22 protein-coding genes and 2 pseudogenes are annotated in these 24,864 nt (G+C 67.6%); 17 read left to right on the top strand and 7 right to left on the bottom strand.

The window, feature by feature from the left end; genetic code table 11:
• Positions 1–41 precede the first annotated feature (41 nt).
• Positions 42–518, bottom strand: coding sequence for an EVE domain-containing protein (locus D8S75_RS10045; protein WP_119966208.1), 477 nt, complete (start codon positions 516–518; stop codon positions 42–44).
• A gap of 231 nt (positions 519–749) precedes the next feature.
• Here D8S75_RS10045 and D8S75_RS10050 point away from each other — a divergent pair, with 231 nt between their 5' ends.
• The 3 genes from D8S75_RS10050 (at position 750) to D8S75_RS10060 (ending at position 4,488) form a co-directional block, all read left to right on the top strand.
• Positions 750–1,256, top strand: coding sequence for a hypothetical protein (locus D8S75_RS10050; RefSeq protein ID WP_119966209.1), 507 nt, complete (start codon positions 750–752; stop codon positions 1,254–1,256).
• Positions 1,257–1,278: 22 nt separating this feature from the next.
• Positions 1,279–2,901, top strand: coding sequence for a GMC family oxidoreductase (locus tag D8S75_RS10055; protein WP_119966210.1), 1,623 nt, complete (start codon positions 1,279–1,281; stop codon positions 2,899–2,901).
• Between the two features lie 216 nt (positions 2,902–3,117).
• Positions 3,118–4,488, top strand: a complete 1,371-nt coding sequence (locus D8S75_RS10060; RefSeq protein ID WP_119966211.1) for a tryptophanase — start codon at positions 3,118–3,120, stop codon at positions 4,486–4,488.
• Positions 4,489–4,546: 58 nt separating this feature from the next.
• Here D8S75_RS10060 and D8S75_RS10065 read toward each other — a convergent pair whose 3' ends face one another.
• The 3 genes from D8S75_RS10065 to D8S75_RS10075 form a co-directional block, all read right to left on the bottom strand.
• Positions 4,547–5,083, bottom strand: a complete 537-nt coding sequence (locus D8S75_RS10065; RefSeq protein WP_232829004.1) for a hypothetical protein — start codon at positions 5,081–5,083, stop codon at positions 4,547–4,549.
• 19 nt (positions 5,084–5,102) lie between these two features.
• Positions 5,103–5,357, bottom strand: a complete 255-nt coding sequence (locus tag D8S75_RS10070; protein WP_119966212.1) for a GlsB/YeaQ/YmgE family stress response membrane protein — start codon at positions 5,355–5,357, stop codon at positions 5,103–5,105.
• 63 nt (positions 5,358–5,420) lie between these two features.
• Positions 5,421–6,125 carry an adenylate/guanylate cyclase domain-containing protein gene (locus tag D8S75_RS10075; protein ID WP_232829005.1) on the bottom strand — a complete coding sequence of 235 codons (705 nt, stop codon included), beginning with the start codon at positions 6,123–6,125 and terminating at the stop codon, positions 5,421–5,423.
• A gap of 80 nt (positions 6,126–6,205) precedes the next feature.
• Here D8S75_RS10075 and D8S75_RS10080 point away from each other — a divergent pair, with 80 nt between their 5' ends.
• Positions 6,206–6,565, top strand: a complete 360-nt coding sequence (locus tag D8S75_RS10080; protein ID WP_119966213.1) for a hypothetical protein — start codon at positions 6,206–6,208, stop codon at positions 6,563–6,565.
• 20 nt (positions 6,566–6,585) lie between these two features.
• Here the strand turns inward: D8S75_RS10080 and D8S75_RS10085 are convergent, their stop codons facing one another.
• Positions 6,586–7,161 (bottom strand): C40 family peptidase, encoded by a 576-nt coding sequence (locus tag D8S75_RS10085; protein WP_119966214.1) that lies wholly within the window; start codon positions 7,159–7,161, stop codon positions 6,586–6,588.
• 245 nt (positions 7,162–7,406) lie between these two features.
• On the opposite strand from D8S75_RS10085, the gene D8S75_RS10090 reads away from it, so the two are divergent.
• The 3 genes from D8S75_RS10090 to D8S75_RS10100 all read left to right on the top strand — a co-directional run bounded on the left by D8S75_RS10090 (position 7,407) and on the right by D8S75_RS10100 (position 11,026).
• Positions 7,407–8,441 carry a PQQ-dependent sugar dehydrogenase gene (locus tag D8S75_RS10090; RefSeq protein WP_370807566.1) on the top strand — a complete coding sequence of 345 codons (1,035 nt, stop codon included), beginning with the start codon at positions 7,407–7,409 and terminating at the stop codon, positions 8,439–8,441.
• 123 nt (positions 8,442–8,564) lie between these two features.
• On the top strand, positions 8,565–10,094 hold the full coding sequence (locus tag D8S75_RS10095) for a thymidine phosphorylase family protein (protein ID WP_119966401.1): 1,530 nt from the start codon (positions 8,565–8,567) through the stop codon (positions 10,092–10,094).
• 2 nt (positions 10,095–10,096) lie between these two features.
• Positions 10,097–11,026 (top strand): ribose-phosphate diphosphokinase, encoded by a 930-nt coding sequence (locus tag D8S75_RS10100; RefSeq protein ID WP_119966216.1) that lies wholly within the window; start codon positions 10,097–10,099, stop codon positions 11,024–11,026.
• 368 nt (positions 11,027–11,394) lie between these two features.
• On the opposite strand, the gene D8S75_RS10105 is transcribed toward D8S75_RS10100, so the two are convergent.
• Complete coding sequence (locus D8S75_RS10105; RefSeq protein WP_042423659.1) at positions 11,395–12,297, bottom strand: LysR family transcriptional regulator; 903 nt, start codon at positions 12,295–12,297, stop codon at positions 11,395–11,397.
• A gap of 126 nt (positions 12,298–12,423) precedes the next feature.
• Between D8S75_RS10105 and D8S75_RS10110 the strand changes: the two genes are divergently transcribed.
• The 10 genes and pseudogenes from D8S75_RS10110 to D8S75_RS17960 form a co-directional block, all read left to right on the top strand.
• Positions 12,424–13,764 carry an MFS transporter gene (locus D8S75_RS10110; protein WP_042423661.1) on the top strand — a complete coding sequence of 447 codons (1,341 nt, stop codon included), beginning with the start codon at positions 12,424–12,426 and terminating at the stop codon, positions 13,762–13,764.
• Positions 13,765–13,801: 37 nt separating this feature from the next.
• Positions 13,802–14,989, top strand: a complete 1,188-nt coding sequence (locus D8S75_RS10115; protein ID WP_042423663.1) for a M20 aminoacylase family protein — start codon at positions 13,802–13,804, stop codon at positions 14,987–14,989.
• Between the two features lie 3 nt (positions 14,990–14,992).
• A complete protein-coding gene (locus D8S75_RS10120; RefSeq protein ID WP_042423665.1) occupies positions 14,993–15,919 on the top strand; it encodes a glutaminase in 927 nt (308 codons plus the stop codon).
• A gap of 472 nt (positions 15,920–16,391) precedes the next feature.
• Entirely contained in the window at positions 16,392–16,994 is a 603-nt protein-coding gene (locus D8S75_RS10125; RefSeq protein WP_119966217.1) for an isochorismatase family protein, read from the top strand.
• 150 nt (positions 16,995–17,144) lie between these two features.
• Positions 17,145–17,753: a hypothetical protein gene (locus tag D8S75_RS10130; RefSeq protein ID WP_157982628.1), complete on the top strand. Its 609-nt coding sequence runs from the start codon at positions 17,145–17,147 to the stop codon at positions 17,751–17,753.
• Positions 17,746–18,276: a hypothetical protein gene (locus D8S75_RS10135; protein ID WP_119966219.1), complete on the top strand. Its 531-nt coding sequence runs from the start codon at positions 17,746–17,748 to the stop codon at positions 18,274–18,276. Before D8S75_RS10130 ends, D8S75_RS10135 begins: the two co-directional genes overlap by 8 nt.
• Positions 18,273–18,551, top strand: coding sequence for a hypothetical protein (locus D8S75_RS10140; RefSeq protein ID WP_119966220.1), 279 nt, complete (start codon positions 18,273–18,275; stop codon positions 18,549–18,551). The genes D8S75_RS10135 and D8S75_RS10140 overlap by 4 nt, the downstream gene beginning before the upstream one ends.
• Before the next feature lie 78 nt (positions 18,552–18,629).
• Positions 18,630–19,739: a 6-phosphofructokinase gene (locus D8S75_RS10145; RefSeq protein WP_119966221.1), complete on the top strand. Its 1,110-nt coding sequence runs from the start codon at positions 18,630–18,632 to the stop codon at positions 19,737–19,739.
• Positions 19,740–19,910: 171 nt separating this feature from the next.
• Positions 19,911–21,806 (top strand): propionate--CoA ligase, encoded by a 1,896-nt coding sequence (locus tag D8S75_RS10150; protein ID WP_119966222.1) that lies wholly within the window; start codon positions 19,911–19,913, stop codon positions 21,804–21,806.
• A 111-nt stretch (positions 21,807–21,917) separates the two neighbouring features.
• Positions 21,918–21,995, top strand: a pseudogene (locus D8S75_RS17960) (hypothetical protein); the annotation flags it as partial.
• Here the strand turns inward: D8S75_RS17960 and D8S75_RS10155 are convergent.
• Positions 21,989–24,847 (bottom strand): annotated as a pseudogene (locus D8S75_RS10155) (sensor domain-containing protein); the annotation flags it as partial. The pseudogenes D8S75_RS17960 and D8S75_RS10155 overlap by 7 nt on opposite strands.
• Positions 24,848–24,864 lie beyond the last annotated feature (17 nt).

The raw sequence follows: 24,864 nt of genomic DNA on the forward strand, positions 1-24,864 counted from the left end.
CGCCTGCGGTGGGCCGACGGCAGTTGTTCAATGCATCGTCATCACTGCTGCGCCAGTTCCCCGATCGCCCGCCACTCTGGCTCCTCCACCGGCGTGATCGACAGCCGGTTCCCCCGTTGCAGCACCCGCATCCCGGCCAGCTCCGCGTGCTCGCGCAACTCGGCCAGGCCGATCAGCCGGGTCTTGCGCAGCGCCTGGATGTCCAGCAACAGCCAGCGCGGCTGCCCGGGGCTGGATTTCGGGTCGAAATAGGGCGAGGCGGGGTCGAACTGCGTGGGGTCGGGGCGCGTGCCCGAGGCGACGCGGGCGATACCCACGATGCCCGGCTCCGGGCAGCTGGAGTGGTAGAACAGCACGCCGTCACCCACCTGCATGGCGTCGCGCATGAAGTTGCGGGCCTGGTAGTTGCGCACGCCGGTCCAGGGCACGGTGGCGTGGGGCGCGGCCAGGGCGTCGTCGATGGAGCATTCGCTGGGCTCGGACTTCATCAGCCAGTAGCGGGGGGCGGAGGTGTTCATGCCGCCATTCTGGCAAAAGATCGCTGGCTCCGGGTGTGGCTCTTCTTTTGTGCGTTTTCGCCGTAGTTGGCGTGTTTTGGCGGTGGTTGGCGTCCAGGATGGCGTTTGTGATCCGTCTCCCGCAGGCCAGGCGGCTGCCCTGAAAGCGGCTTGCGGCATGCGTGCAAACCCCGAGCCGTTCTAGGCGCGGGCCTCTAGGGGGCCGCCGCAAGCGCGTGCGATAGTCAAAAGATGCAAAGACGATCCCTCTTGAAGCTGGGCCTGGTGTCGGGCGCCGTGCTGGCCCTGGCGGGTGGTGCCGCCGTGCTGCTGCGCCCTGGGTTGGACCAGGGGCGGCTGACGCCCGCCGCCCGCGCTCTGTTCGCCAGCCTGGGCCGCGCCATCCTGCAAGGCACGCTGCCCACGGAGACGGAGGCCCAGGCGCGCGCGCTGCAGGGGCTGGTGGAGCGTGTCGATGCGGTCGCGTTGAACCTGCCCGCGCATGTGCAGGCCGAGCTGTCGCAGCTCGTGGGCCTGCTGTGCACCGCCCCAGGGCGGCTCGCGCTGGCCGGGCTGGCGAGCGACTGGCCGGATGCCAGCGGTGACGAGGTGCGGGCCGCGCTCGACGGCATGCGCTATTCCACGCTGGCGGTGCGCCAGCAGGCCTACCACGCGCTGCACGAGATCGTCGGCGGAGCGTATTTTTCCGATGAGTCCACCTGGAAAACGCTGGGCTATCCCGGCCCGCTGGTCCTCTGAAACCCATCACGCACACATTTCCATGAGCAATTTCCCCGATCCCATCCGTGCGGGCCTGCAGCGCGGCTGGAAAGTGCTGGGCGGCGCCCACGGCGCGCTGCCCGAGAAAATCACCTGTGATGTGGCCATCGTCGGCTCGGGCGCGGGGGCGGGCATCACCGCCGAGCTGCTCACGCGCGCCGGGCTGAGCGTGGTCATCGTGGAGGAGGGGCCGCTCAAGAGCAGCGCCGATTTCCGCCAGCGCGAAGCCGAGGCCTATCCCTCGCTCTACCAGGAGAGCGCCAGCCGCAAGACCGAGGACAAGGCCATTTCCATCCTGCAAGGGCGCTGCGTGGGCGGCTCCACCACGGTGAACTGGACCAGCTCCTTCCGCACGCCGCCGCCCACGCTGCGCCATTGGCAGGCGCATTTCGGGCTGCAGGACTTCGGCGTGGAGGCCCTGGCGCCGTATTTCGAGCAGGCCGAGCGCAGGCTCCATGTCTCGCCCTGGCAGGTGGCGCCGAACGCCAACAACGATCTGCTGCGCCAGGGTGCGCAGCGGCTCGGCATCCCCGTGGAGTCGATCCGGCGCAACGTCAAGGGCTGCTGGAACCTGGGCTCCTGCGGCATGGGCTGCCCCACCAATGCCAAGCAGTCCATGCTGGTGACGACCCTTCCCGTAGCGCTCGACAAGGGCGCCACGCTGCTGGTGGAGACGCGGGCCGAGCAGTTCACCTTCGCGGACGGCAAGGCGCAGTCGCTGCGCTGCGTGGCCGTGGACGGCAACGGCGTGGCGCGCGACGCGGGCCGGCCCACGACCATCGTGGCCAGGCATTTCGTGCTGGCGGGCGGCGCCATCAACTCGCCGGCCGTGCTGCTGCGCTCCAAGGCGCCCGACCCGCACCAGCGCCTGGGCACGCGCACCTTCCTGCACCCGGTGGTGATGTCGGCGGCGGTGATGGAGCAGGCGGTGGAGGGCTGGGCCGGCGCGCCACAGTCCATCTACACCGACCACTACCTCGAAACCCAGCCCATCGACGGCCCCATGGGCTTCAAGCTGGAGGCGCCGCCGCTGCACCCGGTGATCATGGCCACCAGCATGCCGGGCCATGGGCAGGTGCAGGCCGACATGCTGGCGCAGTTTCCGCGCACGCATGTGCTGCTGGCCCTGCTGCGCGATGGCTTCCACGCGCAGTCGCCCGGCGGGCGCGTGAAGCTGCGCGGCGACGGATCGGCCGTTCTCGACTACCCGCTGACCGATTTCGTGATGGAGGGCGGCCGCCGCGCGCTGCTGGCCATGGCCGAGCTGCAGTTCGCCGCCGGGGCGCGCCAGGTGCTGCCGGTGCACGAAATGGGCCGGCCCGTGGATTCGTGGGCGCGGGCCAAGGCCGCCATCGAACAGTTGCCGATGAAGCCGTTGCTGGCCAAGGTGGTCAGCGCGCACGTGATGGGCGGCTGCGGCCTGGGCGGCGACGACAAGCAGGGCGTGGTGCGGCCCGACGGGGTGCACTGGCAGGTCGAGAACCTCTCGGTGCACGACGGTTCGCTGTTTCCCACCAGCGTGGGCGCGAACCCGCAACTGTCGATCTACGGCATCGTCAACCGGCTCGCGCAGGGGCTGGCGCAGCGCCTCACCGGCCAGGCGCAGGCCCAACCGCTGGCCTGACTGGTGCGATTGCCAGTGGTCTTGGTGCTATATTTAGGATAGCTAATAGCGCTTTATTGGCGGGCGCTAGAGCCGGTTTTAAGCCAAATATTCCGGGCCCTGGCCAGCGTGCTGGCGGGGCCCGGATTTTTTCATGGGCGTTGGAAATAACCGACACCATGGGTTTTTTCGCGGTGATAACTTTGCGCCCCTGACCAAGACAACCCAGGAGCGCACATGCCCAAAACCCTGATCGAACCCTTCCGCATCAAAAGTGTGGAACCCATCCGCATGACCACCCGTGCCGAGCGCGAGCGCCTGCTCGAAGAGGCCAAGCTCAACGTCTTCAAGCTGCGCGCCGAAGACGTGCTGATCGACTGGCTCACCGATTCCGGCACCGGCGCCATGTCGTCCAAGCAGTGGGGCGCCATCATGGAAGGCGACGAGAGCTATGCCGGCGCGCGCAGCTTCTACCGCCTGGAAAAAGTCATCCAGGACATCACCGGCATGCAGTATTTCGTGCCCACGCACCAGGGCCGCGCGGCCGAGAAGGTGCTGTTCGGCGCCACCTGCAAGGCGGGCGACCTGGTGCCCAACAACTGCCATTTCGACACCACGCGCGGCAACCTCGAATACATGGGCGTGGAGGCCGTGGACCTGGTGATCCCCGAGGGCCTGCAGCCCGCGCTGGACTACCCCTTCAAGGGCAACATTGACCTGGCGCGCGTCGAGGCCGTGCTCAAGGAGCAGGGCCACCGCATCCCCTTCGGCATGATCACCGTGACCAACAACACCGGCGGCGGCCAGCCGGTGTCGATGGCCAACATCCGCGCCTACGCCGCCTTGCTGAAGAAGTACGGCAAGCCCTTCATCATGGACGTGTGCCGCTTCTCCGAGAACGCCATGTTCATCAAGATGCGCGAGCCGGGCTATGAGAACACCTCTATCCGCGACATCGTCAAGGAAATGTTCTCCTACGCCGACGGCGCCACCATGAGCGCCAAGAAGGACGGCATGGTCAACATCGGCGGCTTCATCGTGCTGCGCAGCGAGGAATGGCTGGACGCGGTGCGCAACGGCCTGATCATGATGGAAGGCTTCCCCACCTACGGCGGCATGGCCGGGCGCGACCTCGAAGCGCTGGCCGTGGGCCTGGAGGAGGGCATGGAGGAAGACTACCTGCGCTACCGCCTGCGCACCGCCGAATACCTGGGCGAGCGCCTGGAGGCGGCCGGTGTGGGCTTCGTCAAGCCCACGGGCGGCCACGCGGTCTATATCGACGCCAAGACCGTGCTGCCCAACATGCCGGTGGAGCAGTACCCCGCCTGGGCGCTGTGCAATGCGCTGTACCTTGAAGGCGGCATCCGGGGCGTGGAGATCGGCTCGGTGATGTTCGGCAAGCGCCTGGATTCGGGCGTGGAGACCTACCACAGCATGGAGCTGGTGCGCCTGGCCTTCCCGCGCCGCATGTACACGCAAAGCCACTTCGACTATGCCGCCGAGGTGATCGCCGAGGTGAAGGAAAAGGCCGCCAGCATCCGGGGCGTGAAGATCACCAAGCAGCCCAAGTTCCTGCGCCACTTCACCTGTGAGTGCGCCTGGGCTTGAGCATGGGGGTGCCAGGGTTTGAGTGAAATCAGACCCTGGCACTTTTCCAGCAAGCGCCTCAAGCTACGGTTTTAGTAGCATCCGGCGCGGGCAGGCTCAGTTGGGCGGTCTGCGCCACCTGCATGCAGTCGCGGATGTGCCGCTCGCCCAGGTAGCGCAGCGTGGCATAGCCCAGCGTGGCCGAGATCGCCTGGCCCGCCAGCGGCACGTATTTGGCGGCCTGCTTGGTGGTCATGCGCAGGCCCACGGCGCTGGTGAGCTTGAGCACCGCGTCGCGCGTGATGAGCTTGCCGATGAGCACCGAGCCCACCAGGGCCACGGCCTTCTGCACCTGCTCGCGCTGCGTGGGATCGAGCCGGTCGATCTGCTCGGGCGTGAGGCCGAACTCGGCGTTGATCTGCGGCAGAAGCCGGGCGAGCAGGGCGGCGTCCGCGGCCCAGTCGAGGCCGGGCACGGGCACCACGCTGGCGGCCGCCGCCACCAGGGCACGCTTGTGCAGCAGCTTGCGGGCGCGCCGCGCCGCCGCCTCCAGGGCCGCATCGGCGGGCGTGGCCGGTGGCGCGGGGGGCTTGCGCATGCGGACCTGGCCCATCATGGCCGCACCCCGTCGGTCCTCACGAGGCCTTGCCCTTGACAAGGCCGTAGACCACCAGCAACACCACCGCGCCCAGCACCGAGGCGATGAAGCCAGCCGCCTCCCCCGCCTGGTACCAGCCCAGGGCCTGGCCCGCGTAGCTGGCCAAGAAGGAGCCGGCCACGCCGAGCAGGGCGGTCATGATCCAGCCAAGGCTGTCGTCGCCGGGCTTGATGGCGCGGGCGATGAAGCCCACCACCAGGCCGATGAGCAGGGAGCCGATCACAGACATCATGGAAATACCTCCGGTGCGGTTGCAGACCGCGCCAATCTACCGCGAATCCATGGTGCGCACATGTCAGACAACGCCGCCCAGCGGCCGCTCGAACAGGCAGGCTTCCAGGCGGTGCGCGGGCAGGAGCGCGCCGCCAATGGTGCACGGCCGGTCGCTGAACACATAGCGCCCGGCCGGCAGCAGCGCGCAGGCGCTGGCGGTGAGCAGGGTCTCGCCAGGCCCGGCGATGTCCTCGCCCAGCTTGCAGGCCAGGTTCATCTCGTGGCCGAACAGGTCCTTGCCGGCGATCACCAGCGTCGGGCCGTAGCCGATGCCCACGCTGGCCTGGAGCGCGGCCTCGGGCGGCAGCACGGCGTTCATGGCGTCCAGGGCGCGGTGGATGTCCAGCGCCGCCTGCAGCGCCTGCTCGGGCTGGAGGAACACGGCGAACAGGTTGTCGGCCTCCTGCTTGATCACCTCGCCGCCATTGCCCACGATGGCCGGGCGGGCGGCCTGTTCCATCTGGTGCACCATGGCCAGGAAATGGATGATGCCGTGGCGCGCCGTGATGCGCGAGAAGCCGCACATGTCCAGCACCAGCATGGCCACATCGCGCACGAAGGCGCGCTCGATGGCCGCATCGATGGAGGCATCCCGGCCGGCGGCCTGGTTGCGCCGCGACAGCAGGTGCTGAAGGTAGGCATGGTCGTGCGCGGGAGCGTGGTCGGAGCCGGGAGGGTGGGGGGCCGTGGGCATGCGCTGGGGTGGACAGGTGGCGTTGTCCGACATGGTAGCGTGCCGCCCGCCCCTACCATGGGCCTCTCTCTTTCGGTGCGGAATGTCGCCCGAGCCAGAACGAGGAAACCGCCATGACCCAGAAGACACCCCCGATCATCTTCCTGTCCCTGCTGTTGGCCAGCGCCGTGCCCGGCGCGGCCCTGGCGCAATCGTATGACGCGGAGCTGGCGCGTGCCGATGTGCCGGACACCACGCCCCAGCAGCGCTACCGCAGCGCCATCCGCGAGGCGGGCGGCGGGCTGAAGATCGGCCTGGCCGAATGCCGCGCGCTCCCGGCCGGGCGCCAGGCCTGCGAGGCCGAGGCCCGGGCGCGCTACCAGGAGGACATGCGCGCGGCGAAGCGAATGCTGGAAGACCCGCAGGCGCGGCCGGTGAACGAGATGGGCGGCCCGATCCGGGCCACCGAAACGATCACGGTCACCCGGCCCTGACGGCGGGCCGGATGGCCGGCTTACTGCGGAACGGTTTCGGCCTGGGCAGCGGCCGTGGGGCTGACGCGGCGCGCACCGTCGAAGCGGCGCTGCCAATAGGCCTGGCGCATGTCTTCCACGCGCACCTCGGAGCCGCTGCGGGGCGAGTGGATGAACTTGCCGTCGCCCACATAGATGCCGACATGGCTGAAGGCGCGGCGCATGGTGTTGAAGAACACCAGGTCGCCCGGCTGCAGGTCCTTCTTGTCGATGACCTGCGTGCTGGCGGCCTGCTGGTCGGCGCGGCGCGGCAGCAGCAGGCCCACGGTCTGCTCATACATGGAGCGCACGAAGCCGCTGCAGTCGAAGCCGGTTTCGGCGTTGCTGCCGCCACGGCGGTAGGGCACGCCGAGGAAACCCATGGCGGTGACGACGAGGTCGGAGGTGCGGCCCACCACCTGCTGGGCCTGGTCGGTGACGCTGTGGCGCATTTCCGCGAGCTGGCCGAGCAGCCCCTTGTCGTGCAGGAAACGGTCCATGTCCTCCGACGGGGCGGCGCCGGGGGCCGCCTGTGCGCTGGCACAGACCAGCAGCAGAATGTATAACCACTTGGACATGGGGCGCGAGGTTACCACGAGACTTTGACCGGTCAAGCCCCAAAAACCCCGCAAGCCGTTGATTGGTATCCGTATTTCCCCTCTGGTGTGGCGCGCGCCGCACCATGCGAAACGCTGGAAAGGTGCCCATGAAAATATGGCGAAAATGCATTGTGGCGCTTATTGGTAAAGCGCTTCCAGCTATTCAAATAATAGCAATCTGCGGTCTGGCCGGTCCGGGCCTTGCCGCGCAGGCCTCGCGGGTGGTGGCCGAGCCCGTGGCGGGCGGCCTGCAACACCCCTGGGCGGTGGCCTTCCTGCCCGACGGGCGCTTTCTCGTGACCGAACGGCCCGGCCGCTTGCGCGTGGTGGCGGCCGACGGACGGGTGCAGCCGCCCGTGCGCGGGCTGCCCGCCGTGGCGGCGGGCGGGCAGGGCGGCCTGCTCGATCTGGTGCTGGATGCCGGGTTCACGCACAACCGCCGCCTCTATTTCTGCTTTTCCGAGCCCGCTGGCGAGGGCGGCGGCAACAGCACGGCGCTGGCGCGGGCCACCCTGTCGCCGGATGCCAGCGCGCTGCAGGACGTGAAAGTGATCTTCAGCCAGCAGCCCAAGGTGGCGAGCAACCTGCATTTCGGCTGCCGCATCGTGCAGGCGCCCGATGGCCACCTGTTCCTGGCGCTGGGCGAGCGCTACCACCGCAAGGACGACGCCCAGAAGCTCGACAACCACCACGGCAAGGTCGTGCGCATCCAGCCCGACGGCGGCATGCCGGCCGACAACCCCTTGCGCGGCCGCCCCGGCGCGCTGCCCGAGATCTGGAGCTGGGGCCACCGCAACCCGCAGGGCGCCACCTGGGGGCCGGACGGGCGCCTGTGGGTGCACGAGCACGGCCCGCAGGGCGGCGACGAGATCAACCGCCCCGAGCCGGGCCGCAACTACGGCTGGCCCGCCGTCACCCATGGCGAGAACTACGGCGGCGGCAAGATCGGCGAGGGCACGGCCAAGCCGGGCATGGAGCCGCCCTTGCATTACTGGGTGCCCTCCATCGCGCCCTCGGGCATGGCCTTCCTGACCAGCGAGCGCTACGGCCCGGATTGGCGCGACAGCCTGTTCGTGGGGTCGCTCAAATTCGGCCGCCTGCACCGGCTGGAGCTGCAGGATGGCAAGGTGGTGCGCGAGGAGCGCCTGCTCGAAGACCTGGGCGAGCGCATCCGCGATGTGCGTCAGGGGCCGGACGGCTGGCTCTACCTGCTGACCGACAGCCCCGACGGCCGCCTGCTGCGTCTGCGCCCCCGGTGACGCGCGCCGGAAGCAGGTGCCCGAAAGGCCGGGATTCCGGTGTAGGCTAGGGGCATGCAAGCAGACCCGACATCCACTCCGCCCGCCCCCGCGCCGGCCGGCAACGGCGCCCCGGTCTCCCGCCTGGCCTTGCGCCGCGTGGCCATCGACACCTGGCGCGAGAACGTGGCCTACCTGCACCGCGACTGCGCTGTGTACCGCGCCGAGGGCTTTCAGGCGCTGTCCAAGGTCGAGGTGCGCGCCAACGGGCGGCGCATCCTGGCCACGGTGAACGTGGTGGACGACCCGGCCATCGTCGGCTGCCACGAGCTGGGCCTGTCGGAAGACGCCTTCGCCCAACTGGGCGTGGACAATGGCTACAGCGTGGCCGTGGCGCAGGCCGAGCCGCCCGAGTCCATGGGCGCGCTGTTCCGCAAGATCGCGGGCGAGCGTCTGGGGCGCGACGATTTCCGCGCCATCGTGCGCGACATCGCCGACCACCGCTATTCCAAGATCGAACTCACCGCCTTCGTCGTGGCGTGCAACCGCGACGAACTCGACCGCGAGGAGGTGTTCTTCCTGTCCGACGCCATGGTCCAGACCGGCCAGCGGCTGGACTGGCACGAGCCGCTGGTGGTGGACAAGCACTGCATCGGCGGCATTCCGGGCAACCGCACCTCCATGCTGGTGGTGCCCATCGTCGCGGCGCACGGCATGCTGTGCCCCAAGACCTCGTCGCGCGCCATCACCTCGCCCGCCGGCACCGCCGACACCATGGAGGTGCTGGCCAACGTGGAGCTGCCGCTGGAGCAGCTCCAGCGCATCGTGCGCGACCACCGGGGGTGCCTGGCCTGGGGTGGCACGGCCCAGCTCTCGCCGGCCGACGACGTGCTGATCTCGGTGGAGCGGCCGCTCTCCATCGACTCGCCGGGGCAGATGGTGGCGTCCATCCTGTCGAAGAAGATCGCCGCCGGCTCCACCCACCTCGTGCTCGACATCCCCATCGGCGCCACGGCCAAGGTGCGCTCCATGCCCGAGGCGCAGCGCCTGCGCCGCCTGTTTGAATATGTGGCGCACCGCCTGGGGCTGTCGCTCGACGTGGTCATCACCGACGGGCGCCAGCCCATCGGCAACGGCATCGGCCCGGTGCTGGAGGCACGCGACGTGATGCGCGTGCTCGAAAACGACCCCCGCGCCCCCAACGACCTGCGCCAGAAAGCCCTGCGCCTGGCGGGCCGCCTGATCGAGTGCGACCCCGACGTGCGTGGCGGCGACGGCTTCGGCATCGCGCGCGACATCCTCGACTCCGGCCGCGCGCTGGCCTGCATGCAGGCCATCATCCGGGCCCAGGGCGACAAGGATTTCGACCACAACAACCCCCGCCTGGGCGCGCTCAGCTTCGAGGTGCAGGCCCCCGGCGGGGGCGTCGTGGCGGGCATCGACAACCAGCAGATCGCCCGTATCGCCCGCCTGGCGGGCGCGCCCAAGGTGCAGGGCGCGGGCGTGGACCTGCTGAGCAAGCTGGGCGATACCGTGCAGCCCGGCCAGCCCTTGTACCGGGTGCATGCCGACTTCCCGGCCGACCTCGAATTCGCCCGCCAGGCCTGCGCGCACGCCAGTGGCTACCGCATCGGCGCGGCCGAAGACGTGCCGCATGTCTTTGTGGAGTTCTGAGCATGGCCAAAAGCACTGCTGCCTGCCTGCTGTACTTTGACGATGAACGCGCCGCAGCCGAACGCCTCGCCGCAGCTAGCGGCTTGAACGCGCTGGAAATCCAGCGCCATCGCTTCCCGGACGGCGAACTCAAGCTCACCCTGCCCGTGGACGCCGCCGGCCAGTTGCCCGCGCGCGCCGTGCTGCTGCGCAGCCTGCACCAACCCAATGACAAGCTCATCGAACTGCTGCTGGCCGCCCGCACCGCGCGCGGCCTGGGTGTGCGCCACCTCACGTTGGTGGCGCCGTACCTCGCCTACATGCGCCAGGACATTGCCTTCCACCCTGGCGAAGCCGTGAGCCAGCGCATCGTCGGCCCCTTCCTGGCCAGCCTGTTCGACGCCGTGGTCACCGTGGACCCGCACCTGCACCGCGTCGCCACGCTCGAAGAGGCCGTGCCCGCCGCGCAGACCGTGGTGCTGAGCGGCGCCCCCCTGCTGGCCGACTGGATCGTCCAGCAGCGCCCCGGCGCGCTGCTCGTGGGCCCCGACGGCGAATCCGCCCAATGGGTGGCCCAGGCCGCCGCCCGCCACGGCCTTCAGCATGCCGTCTGCACCAAGGAACGCCACGGTGACCGCAGCGTCACCATCCACCTGCCGCCCGTGGCCGTGCAGGGCAGGGCGGTGGTGCTGCTCGACGACATGGCCAGCACCGGCCACACCCTGGCCCAGGCGACGCGCCTTCTGCTGGCGGCCGGCGCCGCCTCGGTGGACGTCGCGGTGACACACGCGCTGATCGACGCCGATGCGCTGGCCGCGCTGCACGCAGCAGGGGTGGGAGAGTTCTGGAGCACGGATTGCGTGGCGCACCCTACAAACGCGGTGGCGATGGCGGTGGAGCTGGCGCGGGGGGTGGGGCAGTTGTGGGGCTTGGGGGCTGATATTCCCGGTTGAATGTGTTTGCCCGCCTGGATATGTAGCACTGTCGGCCATGGTCCAGCAGCTGGGTTTCTGGTGGCCGGCTTCTGTGACACGACGGTTTGCAGCAGCCGACTCGTTCCAACTACTTGTCAATTTTTGGCGAGCGACCGCTTGGGCAAGCATCGGGGGCGCCACAACTGCAAATTCATCGGCCCGATTTCACCCCAACCCTTCGGGCAAGTGCCTTGCCGGGCGGTCTGCGGCGTTGCGGCGCTTGTGGATAGCCGAGCTGTACGCTGCGCCCCGCGCCTTGCATCCCAACACAGCAAAGGACTCGTGCGACTCCAAAAAGACTTTGAACCAAGGCTTTTGGAAGATTTAGCGTGGCCCACAAGGGGCTCTCAGTCATGCAGATGCTCGGCTACAAACTGGCGAAAAATTCCCATGGCAGGCGCTTCAGTACGGTCGGCCAGGGTAACGAACGCAAAGTGTGCGCCCTCGTTCAACGCCGGAGTGATGGGCAACTCCACCAAGCTACCGGCAGCGATGGCTTCACGCGCGGGCCTGACGAGGCCGAGGAACACCGCGTCACTGCCTTGTACCGCGTATAACAAACTGTTGACATCGTTGCAACGCAAGGTCACTGCGACCTGGGGATCCGCTGCGGGTCCATAGCGGGTGATCAGAAGACGTGCCAACTCCGGATTGAGTGAAGTCGACGCTAACGGATAGCGTTGGAGGTGTGCAAATGTAATGGGGGTGTTGAGTTTGGCAAGGGGGTGACCCACGCGACAGATGAAACCACCGCGCATTTGGCCCAAATCTTCGATCAACAGGTCATCAGCTGGCGTGACGCTGCGTAGATCCACGACCAGTGCGTCGAATCCACGTTCGCGCAAGCGCCTGGTCTGCAACTCCGGGGGGCCGGATTCGAGGCTGACCTGCACTCTTGGATGCATGCAAGCCATGTAACTCAGAAAAGGCTGCATCAGCAGTGCAGTCGGCCCCGCGCCGAGCCCAATGCGAATGACCCCCAAGTAGCCTTCTTGCAATAGCTGTGCGCTGCGTTTTAGCTCAACGGCATCCAGCACCATGCGGCGCGCCCGGCTTGCAACGGTCTGGCCGAACGGCGTCAACTCGTTGCGCTTGCCCATTCGGTCGATCAGACGTGCTCCGAGGTCGTCTTCGAGGGTCTGGATGCTGCGACTCAGGGCGGACTGGGTGATGTGGCACCGCTCCGCGGCGCGGCTGAACGAACCGGTGTCCGCCACAGCCAGCAGGTACTCCAGATGGCGCAGGTTCATTTCCTTAGTCGCATGAGTTTTTTGAATGAATTCTGAATAAATTATGCATTAGACGCATTTGATCATGATTCATATGATTTCGCACGCTGTCGTCCAGGGCAGCAGCAATCATCCGGAGACAAATTCATGGGCGTTCAAAATTCCAGTATGGGCGACGTCGCGTTGCCGCCCACATCCCAGGGCGTATCGAACAATTTAACTGCCGCGACGAGCAAGGTGCAGCCCCGCGTCGTGGCTGCAACAGTGGCGGGCAACGCGCTGGAGTTCTTTGATTTCACCACCTACGCGTTCTTCGCGGTGTATATCGGCCAGACCTTCTTTCCTGCTGACGAGCCGCTGGTCACGGTGATGCTGTCGGTAGCGGTCTTTGGCGTTGGCTTCATCACGCGCCCTTTGGGCGGGCTGCTGATCGGCTCTTTTGCTGATCGTGTCGGACGCAAGCCGGCCATGCTGTTGACCATTGCGCTCATCACGATCGGCACGATCGGCATGGCGCTCACACCCTCGTACGCAAGCATCGGATTGGCGGCACCCATCATCGTCATTGCCTGTCGGCTGGTGCAGGGGCTGGCCCTGGGCGGCGAGGTCGGGCCGTCTACGACGTATCTGATCGAGATCGCCCCCCCGGGCCGGCGTGGCCTGTATGGCAGCTGGCAGCTTGCCAGCCAGGGCATAGCGTCGCTGGCGGCTGGCGTCGTCGGCATTGTGCTCACGCTGGCGCTAAGCAAGGAGCAGATGCTGGCGTGGGGTTGGCGTATCCCTTTTTTGCTCGGTCTGGCATTGATCCCCATTGCTTTCTTTCTGCGCCGCCACATGCCTGAGAGCCTCGAGCATCCCACGCATAGCGGACCCATCAAGAGCCCGCTGGCCGATATCCGGCACCATCTGCGCCCGATCATGCTGGCGCTCATGGTGATCCTGGGTGTGACGATCTCGACCTATGCGGCGATCTACATGACCACTTATGCCGTGACCACGCTCAAGCTCTCCGCGACGATCGCCATGTCGGCGACCATCGTATTCGGCGTGGCGACCTGGGCGGGTGCGCTGCTGGGGGGCTGGCTGTCAGATCTGTATGGGCGCAAACCTGTGATGCTCTGGGCTCGCGTGGCATTGTTTGTTCTGGTCTATCCGGCTTATATGCTGCTCATCGACCATACCAGCGTTGCCACTCTGGCACTGGCGACTGCGCTGCTGGCATTGCTAACGGGCATTGGTGGCGCGCCAACGCTGGTGGCCATCCCGGAGCTGTTCCCTGGTCATGTACGCGCGCTCGGGCTGTCGATTGCCTATGCCTTTGGTGTGGCGCTGTTTGGCGGCACCGCGCAACTGGTGATCACCTGGCTGATCAAGGTGACCAACAACCCGGCGGCGCCAGCGCTCTACGTACTTATCACCAGCTTGATCGCCATCGTCGGCATTCTGCTCATGCGCGAAACCGGCGGTGATAAGGAACTACAGAAATGATCACCAGGCGAATTTTTCCGGACTGTGAGTTCATAGCATGACTGTTCAAGACACCTTGCAGGCGGTACGCGCACACGAAGACGAGTTCATCGCTTTGCGCCGTGATATCCATCAGCACCCCGAGCTGCCATTCGAAGAGCTGCGCACCAGTGATTTGGTGGCTGCACGACTGCGGGACTGGGGTTACCACGTTGAGCGCGGCCTGGGCGGAACCGGTGTGGTCGGGCAACTCCAGCGTGGCGACGGCAAGCGCACCCTGGGTCTGCGCGCGGACATGGATGCACTGCCGATCCAGGAGGCCACGGGGCTGCAGTACGCAAGTCGCAACCAAGGCGTCATGCACGCCTGCGGCCACGACGGACATACGGCCATGCTGTTGGCGGCAGCCAAGGTGCTGGCAGAGCAGGGTGACTTCTCAGGGACACTCAACCTGATCTTCCAGCCCGCAGAGGAATACGGCACCAGCGACTGTGGCGCCGTACGCATGATCAACGACGGCCTGTTCGACAAATACCCATGTGACGCTGTCTTCAGCATGCACAACATGCCCGGCTGGCCACAGGGGCACTTGATCTTTCGCGAAGGCCCAATGATGGCCTCCTCTGACAAGGTCTACATTACGCTGGTAGGCCACGGTGGTCACGGTGCTGTGCCGCACAAGACAGCCGATCCGGTGGTGGCGGCAGCCAGCCTGGTGATGGCGTTGCAGACCGTGGTCTCGCGCAATGTCGATCCACTACAAACAGCGGTGGTGACCGTGGGGGTGTTGCAATCCGGACGCGCCAATAACGTCATCCCCGACAGCGCATATCTCGAGCTGAGCGTGCGCGCGCTCGATTCTGAGGTGCGCAGTCTGCTGCAGCAGCGCATTACCGAAATCACCCACGCTCAGGCGCAGAGCTTTGGCGTCAAGGCTGAAATCGACTACCGGCGCGGCTACGCGGCACTGGTCAACAGCAAGGACGAAACCGACTTCGCCCGCCAGATTGGCAGCGAATTGGTTGGTGCCGAGCGCGTCGTGCTGCAGGCCCCGCCGCTCACCGGCAGCGAAGACTTCGCTTTCATGCTGGAGAAGTGCCCCGGCAGCTACCTGTTGATCGGAAACGGGGCTGGCGACAAGCTGGGCGCCTGCATGGTGCACAACCCGGGTTACGACTTCAACGACGCCAACCTGGCCATTGGCGCTGCATACTGGGCGCTGCTGGCGCGGCGTTATCTGGTTTGAACGATGGACCGCGCCGCTTTGGAAACGCTCCAGAGCTTTCTGGTAGGGCTCGACGCGCGCATGAAGCGCGCACACAAACGCGGCCAGGTGGCGCACTACATTCCGCAACTGGCCAGCGTTGATGTGCATCAGTTCGGGATCAGTGTGTGCCTGGCCAGTGGTGAGCAGCTGAGCGCGGGCGACGCTGCGACACCGTTTTCGATCCAGAGCATCTCAAAGGTCTTCTCACTGGCGATCGCATTGGGCCGTCACGGCGACCGGCTCTGGAAGCGGGTGGGCAAGGAACCATCTAACTACACCTTCAACTCGGTCATTGAGCTTGAGCAGGAAGGCGGCAAACCGCGCAATCCTTTCGTCAATGCGGGTGCACTGGTCACCACCGACGCCATGCTTGATGCGCCCGACGCGGGCGGCGGACTCGACGAACTGATGGATTTCGTTCGCACGGCGGCTGGAGATGACCGGATCTCGATTGATGAACAGGTTGCCGCCTCGGAATACCGCACGGCCTACCGCAACTTCTCCCTGGCGTACTTTCTACGCTCGTGCGGCAATCTGCACACGGAATGCGAACGGCTTCTGCAGATTTACTGTCGCCAATGCGCGATCGCGATGAACTGCCAGCAATTGGCCAGCGTCGGCCGGTTCCTGGCCGGCTTCGACTCCGCAGCCCACCTGCTGAGCCCAGCTCAGGCACGCAGTGTCAACGCCTTGATGCTGGTCGCGGGGCACTATGATGGTTCAGGCGACTTCGCCTATTCGGTCGGCTTCCCCGGCAAGAGTGGCGTCGGAGGCGGCATTCTTGCCGTCGTTCCGGGACATGCATCGATCGCTGTCTGGTCTCCTGGCCTGAATGCGTTTGGCAATTCACTGCTCGGCACGCGCGCGCTGCAAGAGTTGTCAGAGTTCACTGGCTGGTCGGTGTTCTGAGGTGCAGACTTTATCGTTTACCTCGACATGAACAGCCCCGGATTTTGAGCAGGCTGGTTGGTTTGAATGAAGGTCGGTGAGACTGCCTCGCCCGCCGATTGCCGCCAGACGGCTTGGAGCGCCGGCATGATCGGCCAGCCTGAGCAAGGCAATCCCAGCGACTCTGCGATGACGTTGCACTCCAGCTTGGCAAGGCACTCCTGAATCAAGGGAGGCCCGGCAAGACCGGCCCATGATGTTGCCGTTTGCGTCATCCCGGGTGGTCATGACGACCGCCGGCCCGGATTCCAGCGGGTAAGAGCCTTGTTCAGAGCCAAGGGTTGCATGAAGCTACCTCCCATGCTCCTGCCAGGCAAGCGCGCTGGGGCCTGCCCGCAAAGTTCAAGATACGCCTGCTGGTGCAAAGCCCCCGGCGCTGCGCCACGGCTGCGACAATCCGGCCCTTGCACCCACCAGAGAGAAAGACCCTGCCATGCTGCTTGACGCCGCCGAATCCCAACTCGTCCTGGTCGACTACCAGGAGCGCCTGATGCCGGCCATCCACGAAGGCCCCGCCGTGCTGGCCCACGCGCGCCGCCTGGCCCAGATCGCCAAGATGTTGGAGGTGCCCGTGTGGGGCACCGAGCAGAACCCCTCGCGCCTGGGCGCCAACGATGCTGCCCTGCGCGCGCTGTGCCGCAAGACGCTGCCCAAGATGCACTTCAGCGCCATGGAGGAGGGTCTGGGCGAGTGGCTGCGTCCGCCGGCCAAGCCGCCGGCCGGCAATGCCCGCAGCCTGCCCAAGCACATGCAGAAGACGGCGCAGAGCGGCCCCGAGCGCGCCACCATCGTCATTGCCGGCTGCGAGGCGCATGTGTGCCTGCTGCAGACGGCGCTGGACCTGATCGAGGACGAGTTCGACGTGTGGGTGGTGACCGACGCCTGCGGCTCGCGCACCGAGCGCAACCGCGATGCCGCCTACGACCGTCTGGCTGGCGCCGGTGCCGAGCTGGTGACGACCGAGATGGTGGCCTTCGAGTGGCTGCGCTCGTGCGAGCACCCGGCGTTCAAGGACATGTTAGCGCTGGTGAAGTAGGTCTTTTCCCCCTACCGCGCGCAGGGGGAAGGGCTAGGATGCATGCTGGGCCGCGAGCCTGTCCATCCGGGGCAGGCCGCGCGCCGTTGGTTCCATTTTTCGGGGTGACACGGCATGCTGGGCTTGGCGACGGTGTTGACGGATCAGGGCATGGAGGGCATCGCCGCCTTCGTGCCGCCCGCGCCGCCGCGCCCCAAGGCGGCGCAGCCGGCGCAGGCCGCCCCGGTCGAGGACGAGGCCGACGCGATCAGCCGGGGAACATGGATTCTCGCGGGCGCCATCGGCGCGGTCGTTCTGGCTTCGGGCCTGGGCTACTGGCTTGCGGCGTCGCCCGACCCCAAACCCGTGCGCAGCACCCGGGTGGTGACCAAGCCGATCGAGGACATGTCCGGGGCGGCATCGGCGGCCGATTCCGCTGCCTCCAGTTCCTCCAGCGCCTCCCCGCCGGAGGCCGCCTCCGAACCCGCGTCACACGAGGCTTCCGCGCCGCCCGCGCAACAGGAAACCGCCGAGCCGCCCGTGCAGGCGGCTCCCGCACGTGAGCCGCCCCAGCGCCGGGTGGTCCGGCGGCCGACAAGGCCAGCGTCGGAAAGCGTGTTCGTGGCCAACCCCGAATGGACGAGCCAGGTGCGCCGCATCGGCGACGTGGACGCGGAAACGGAGCGCTCGACCATGACGATCCTCGATTCCATCCACAACGTGCAGGAGCGCGAACGCCCGTCCCGGGCTTCGGCCGCCAAAGGAGCGCAACGTGAGTGACGAAGCAGCGGCCCTGCGCTGGTCGGTGGTGGAGCCGGTCGATGGCGTGCGCGTGCACGGCTATTTTTTCGTGCAGCACATGTTCGCCACGCACGATGCCGTGCGTAAGACGCTGCCCATCTTCAGCGGCCGTTTGCCCGAACCGGTGCATGTGGGGGAATCGGAGTTCCGTCTCGGGCGCCTGGTTGGCCGGCCCTCGGCGCTTTTCCAGCACGGCACCGGGTTTCTCAGCCTGACCCAGGCCGCCGAGTCGGAAGACCACACCAGCAGCAACTGGCGCGAGCTTCTGCGGCCCGAGGATATCTGGATCGCGCTGGCCAACGCGGCGGCGGTGAGCACCGCCATGCGCAAGCCGGCCGCCGCCATGCTGCGGGCCGGTGGTGCGCTGTATTTCCTGGCGCCCACCGACGAGGCGCTGCAGAAGGTGTTGCACGCGCTGGCGCCCACCGAGGAAAGCGGCCTGGAGCCGATGAGCCCCGCCGACGTGGCGCGGCTGTGCATGGATTCCAAGGAGGCGCCATGACCGTTGACTTTCGTGACCCCGAGCGCGCCCTGCGGGGCGCGGCGCCCGCGCCCGCGCTCGCGCCGCCGCAGAAGGTGGTGCTGCTCGCGCTGGCTGGGTGCGCCGCCGTCTTTCTGCTCGCGGGGGTGTGGCTGCTGCTGGTGCCCGTCGCCTGGCTCGAACCGGCGGTGGCGCCCTGGGTCGGGTTGGCCCTGGTGCTGTCCGCCGTGGGCGATGTCGTCGCCGTTTTCCTGCTGCGCCGCATCTGGCTGCGCGCCGCGAAGCCGCCACGGTAGCGCGCGCAAGGGTTGTGCGGCCAGCGGTGCCGTGCATGCCGTATCCTGTGGGCTTGACTGACCCCGCAGGAGATTTTTGTGGCTCTTCCCATTCGACGCATCGCCATCAGTACCGGGGGCGGCGATGCCCCGGGCCTCAATGCGGTGATCCGGGCCACGGTGTCGGCCGCGCTGCGCCGGGGCTGGGAATGCGTGGGTATCCGCGACGGCTACAACGGCCTGCTGGTGCCCGGGCGCTATCCGCAGGGCGGGCTGGTGCCGTTCACGCACGAGCGGGTGCGTGGCATTTCGCACCTGGGCGGCACCATCCTGGGCACCACCAACAAGGGCGACCCGTTCCATTTCCCGGTGCAGAACCCGGATGGGAGCATGGGCGAATGCGACCGCTCCGATGAGCTGCTGGAGTGCTTCGCGCGCGAGGGCATCGATGCGCTCGTCACGGTGGGCGGCGACGGCTCGCTTTCCATCGCGCACGAGCTGTACCGCAAGGGCCTGCGCGTGGTGGGTGTGCCCAAGACCATCGACAACGACCTGGACAAAACCTTCACCACGTTCGGTTTCGACACCGCCGTGTCGTTCGCCACCGAGTGCCTGGACCGCCTGCACAGCACGGCCGAGAGCCACCAGCGCATCATGGTGGTCGAGGTGATGGGGCGCTACGCGGGCTGGATCGCGCTGCACGCGGGCATTGCGGGTGGCGCCCACGCCATCCTGCTGCCCGAGATCCCGTTCGACCTGGCCGGGGTGGTGGACCAGATCCACAAGCGCGATGCGCTGGGCCGCATGTATTCGATCGTGGTCGTCGCCGAAGGGGCCTACCCGCGCCAGGGGCATCGTGCCCTGACGGCCCCCGCCGAGGCCGGCCATGCCGAGCGGCTGGGCGGCATGGGCGAACAGGTCGCGCGCGAACTGGCCTTGCGCAGCGGCAAGGACAGCCGGGTGGTGGTGCTGGGCCATCTGCTGCGCGGCGGCTCGCCCACCTCGTTCGACCGGCTGGCGGCCCTGCGCTTTGGCGCGGCGGCGGTGCGCGCGCTGGAGGAAGGGCTCTCGGGCGTGATGGTGTCGCTGTCGTTCCCCAATGTGGATTACGTGCCCCTGGCCGATGTGGCGGGCCGCATGAAGGGCGTGCCGCTCGACGGCGACACGCTGCAGACGGCACGCGACCTGGGCATCTGCCTCGGCGACTGAGACCGTCAACATGTTCTGAGCGGCGCTGGTTTCCTGGGCCCAGGGGCCGGTGCCGTGCTTGCGGATGGGGCGCGGATGCTTTCGTCCGTCAGATTCCCGCAAGCCCGTCATGAATAATTATGAATTCAAAACCTGCCCAGCCCGCAGGGAGAGAGGCCAAGGAGACGACCCATGAGCAGCTACGCCGATTTTTACCGCCAGTCCATCGACCACCGCGACGACTTCTGGGCCGAGCAGGCCCGCCTGATCGACTGGCAGACGCCGCCCCAACAGGTGTGCGACTACAGCAACCCGCCGTTCGCGCGCTGGTTCGTGGGCGGCACCACCAACCTGTGCCACAACGCGGTGGACCGCCACCTGAAGGCCCGCGCCAGCCAGCCGGCCCTGGTGGCCATCTCCACCGAAACCGACACCGAGCGCAGCTACAGCTTCGCCGAGCTGCACCAGGAAGTGCAGCGCATGGCCGCTAGCCTGCTGTCGCTGGGCGTGAAGAAGGGCGACCGCGTGCTCATCTACATGCCCATGATCGCCGAGGCAGCCTTCGCCATGCTGGCCTGCGCGCGCATCGGCGCCCTGCATTCCGTGGTGTTTGGCGGCTTCGCCTCGGGCTCGCTGGCCTCGCGCATCGAGGACGCCGAGCCGGTGGCCATCGTCAGCGCCGACGCCGGATCGCGCGGCGGCAAGGGCGTGCCCTACAAGCCGCTGCTGGACGAGGCCATCCGCCTCTCCAGCCACAAGCCCGCCAGCGTGCTGCTGGTGGACCGGGGCCTGGCGCCCATGGACCTGGTGGCCGGGCGCGACCACCTCTGGGCCACCCTGCGCGAGCAGCACCTCAACGCCAGCGTGCCCTGCGAGTGGGTGGAGTCCACGCACCCGAGCTACACGCTCTATACCAGCGGCACCACCGGCAAGCCCAAGGGCGTGCAGCGCGACACCGGCGGCTACGCCGTGGCGCTGGCCGCCAGCATGAAGCACATCTTCGACGCCGAGGCCGGGCAGACCTACTTCGCCACCAGCGACATCGGCTGGGTGGTGGGGCACAGCTACATCATCTACGGCCCGCTGATCGCGGGCATGACGACCATCATGTACGAAGGCCTGCCCATCCGCCCCGACGCGGGCGTGTGGTGGAGCATCGTCGAGAAGTACAAGGTCACGCACATGTTCTCGGCCCCCACGGCGGTGCGGGTGCTCAAGAAACAGGACGCCTCCTGGCTCAAGAAGTACGACGTCTCCACCCTCAAGGCCCTGTGGCTGGCCGGCGAGCCGCTCGACGAGCCCACGGCGCAGTGGATCAGCGACGCGCTGCAGGTGCCCATCATCGACAACTACTGGCAGACCGAGACCGGCTGGCCCATCCTCACGCTGGCCAACGGCGTGGAGCAGCAGTCCACGCGCTTCGGCAGCCCCGGCAAGGCCATGTACGGCTATGCCGTGAAGCTGATCGACGAGGCCACGGGCGAGGAACTGACGGGCGCCAACCAGAAGGGCGTGGTCGCCATCGAGGGCCCGCTGCCCCCGGGCTGCATGCAGACGGTGTGGCGCGACGACGCGCGCTTCGTCAACACCTACTGGAAGAGCATCCCCGGCCGCCTGATCTACAGCACCTTCGACTGGGGCATCCGCGATGCCGACGGCTACCACTTCATCCTGGGCCGCACCGACGACGTGATCAACGTCGCCGGCCACCGCCTGGGCACGCGCGAGATCGAGGAATCGATCTCGTCCCACCCCAACATCGCCGAAGTGGCCGTGGTGGGCGTGGCCGACCAGCTCAAGGGCCAGGTCGCCATGGCCTTCGCCGTGCCGCGCGACGCCACGGGGCTCGACAGCGACGCCGCGCGCCTCAAGCTCGAAGGCGAGGTGATGAAGGTGGTGGACGGGCAATTGGGCGCCGTGGCCCGGCCCTCGCGCGTGTTCTTCGTTACCACGCTGCCCAAGACGCGCAGCGGCAAGCTGCTGCGCCGCGCCCTGCAGGCCGTGGCCGAGCGCCGCGACCCGGGCGACCTCACCACCATGGAAGACCCGGCCGCGCTGCAGCAGGTGCGCGCCCTGGTCGGCGAGTGAACACCGATTGAACGGCGGGAGCAGAAATGCTCCTTGATTGATAGCTTCCAGCGCCCGTTCCACGGGCTCTAGAGGCTTTTTTTATGGTGATTTCAGCCGAAGTGCGGCCGCTGTCCCGTGGCCGGTGGCTGCCAGCGGCCGACCCACTCGATGAATTCATCCACCGGCATGGGCCGTGCGAAGTGGTAGCCCTGCGCGAGATGGCAGCCCATCTGCAGCAGCATCTGGCCCTGGTCGGCGGTTTCCACGCCCTCGGCGATGATGCGGTAGCCGAACGAGCGCGCCAGCCCGATCACGCCCTGCACGATGGCCAGGTCGCCCGCGTCGCCCATCATGCCGTGCACGAAGCTCTGGTCGATCTTGAGCGTGGACAGCGGCAGGCGCCGCAGGTAGGTGAGCGATGAATAGCCCGTGCCGAAGTCGTCCAGCGAAGTGCCCAGGCCCATGGCCTGCACCGCCTTGAGCGTGCTGGCCACGTGGTCGACGTGGTAGAGCGCGGCGGTCTCGGTGATCTCGATCTCCACCTGGCTCGGTGGCACGTCGGGGTGGCGGGCCAGTTGTTGCTCCATCCAGTCGGCGAAGCCGGGCTGCTGCAGGTGCGGGGCCGAGATGTTCAGGCTCACCGGCAGGTGCACCCCGTGCTGCATGAGCCGGCGGATCAGCGCCAGGCCGGCATCGACCACCCAGGCGCCGAACGGCACCTCGAAGTCGGTGCCCTCCAGCAGCGGCATGAACGCGCCGGGCGAGAGCACGCCCTTCTCGGGGTGGCGCCAACGCGCCAGTGCCTCGGCGCCCACCACGGTGCCCTGGCGCATGTCCACCTTGGGCTGCAGGAACAGTTCGAACTGTCCGCGCGCCAGCGCCTCGCGCAACTGGGCGATCTGCTCGCGCAGCTGGCGCGTCTGGCGCTCCTGCGTGGCGTCGAACTCGTGGAAGCGGTTGCGCCCGGCCTGCTTGGCGACGTACATGGCCTGGTCGGCGTGGCGCAGCAGGGTGTCGGCATCGGCGTCGTCCTGCGGGAACAGCGTGAAGCCGATGCTGGCCGTGACCGACACCCGCTCGCTTCCCAGCTGGTAGGGCGAGCCGATGCTCTGCATCACCTGGCCCAGGGCATGGCGGCAGTCCTGCGCGTGGGCCAGGCCGGGTAGCAGGATGACGAATTCGTCGCCCCCCAGACGCGCCACGCAGTCGGTGGGGCGCAGGGCGCGTGTCAGGCGCTGGGCGGCGACAACCAGCAGGCGGTCGCCGGCGTCGTGGCCCAGGCGGTCGTTGACGGGCTTGAAGCCGTCCAGATCGAGGTAGGCCACGCCCAGCAGCGAGTCGTTGGTCCGGGCCTCTTCCATGAACTCGGCCAGCTTGCGCGCCAGCAGCACGCGGTTGGGCAGGCCGGTGAGGGTGTCGAAATGCGCCAGCCGGCGCAGCAGCATCTCCTGCTCGCGCTGGCCCGTCACATCGATGGAGACGCCCAGCATGCGCTGGGGCTGGCCGCTGTCATCGAAGCTGACGATCTTGCCCAGGCTGCGGACCCAGCGGTCCTTCTCGTGCGGGCGCGCGATGCAGCAGGTGGCGTCGAACGGGGTGTCCAGGTTGGCGGCGTGGCGCGCCACCTCGGTGGTCATGCGCAGCACGTCCTCGGGGCCGAGGAACTGGGTCCAGGCCACGGCCGGCGGCGTCCCGCCGCCCGACGGCACGCCGCGCATGGCCATCCAGCGGTGGTCGCCGGTGATCATGCCCGTGTGCAGGTTCCAGTCCCAGCGGCCCAGCGCGGCGGCCGAGAGCGTGAGCGAGAGCAGGGCCTCGCGCTCGCGCACCTGTTCCTCGCCGCGCTTGCGGTCGGTGATGTCGTTGAGCGCGAACAGCCAGCAGGGCTTGCCGTCGAACTCGGTGGCGCGCATGGACTGCAGCACCGTGCGCTGCTCTCCGCCGCGCGTGGTGGCGAGCACCTCGTAGTCCTGCAGCAGGTCGGTGGCCTGCGCTGCCTCGACCATGCGGGAGCGCGAGGTGTCCGAAAGAATGCCCAGTTCCATGGCCGAGCGGCCGATGGCCTCTTGGCGCGTGTAGCCGAACATCTGCTCCCACGCCGGATTGACCTCGATGTAGCGGCCGGTGTCGCGGTCCGACAAGCCCATGGGGTAGGGCATGAGCTGGAAGATACGCGAGAACAGGGCCTGCGATTGCAGCAGGCGCTGCTCGGTGCGCTTGAAGTCGTCGATGTCCTGCATCACGCCCAGGATGCGCACCACCCGGCCGCTCTCCACCACCGGCTCGCCGTGGGCGCGGCCCCAGATGGTGCTGCCGTCGGGGCGCAGGATCTCCACGTCCATGCTCCACTCGGTGCGTTCGAGGATGCTGCGGCGGATCTTCTCGCGCATGGTCTCGCGCCACTGCGGCGCGACATGCTCCTCGATGTAGTCGCGCGGCAGCGGGGCGCCGCGCGGCAGGCCGTGGATGTCGTAGCAGACGTCGGACCAGTACACCAGGCCCTTGCCCCGTTCGTCCTCCCAGGCGCCCAGGCGGGCCATGCGCCCGGCCTGGCCGAGCACGGCGTTCATCGCCACCAGCTCGTCATGCACCTTTTTCTCGCGCGTGGCGTCGTGGAACACGAACACCAGGCAGTCCTCGCCATCGATCTGCACAGGGCGCGCCGAAAGCACGCCCGGGATGAGGTGCCCGTTGCTTTGGGCCAGCATGGGCAGCTTGTCCACTAGGCCATCGCGGCGCAGGGTATCGACCAGCTTGAAACGCTCCTGGTCCGTGGCCCAGATGTTGAGCGCGGTCGAGGTGCGGCCCAGGATCTCTTCGCGCGCGAGCCCGGCCATCGTGCAGAAGGCGGGGTTCACCTCGATGTACAGGCCGTCGGACATGCGCGAGATGCCCGCCGGGTCGGGCAGCGCCTCGTAGATGGCGTTCATCTTGGCCTGCGACGTGCTCAGCGCGTGCCGGACGGCGTCGAAACTGGCGTCCACGCCCTCCGGCTGAGTGGCCCCGGGGCCGGTGTTGCGGCTCTGATCGGGGTGGGGGCGGCTGGGCGCGGCGGACATGCCCCGAGTGTAGACTT

The organism is Simplicispira lacusdiani, from assembly GCF_003604195.1.
Classification (GTDB): Bacteria; Pseudomonadota; Gammaproteobacteria; order Burkholderiales; family Burkholderiaceae_C; genus Simplicispira; species Simplicispira lacusdiani.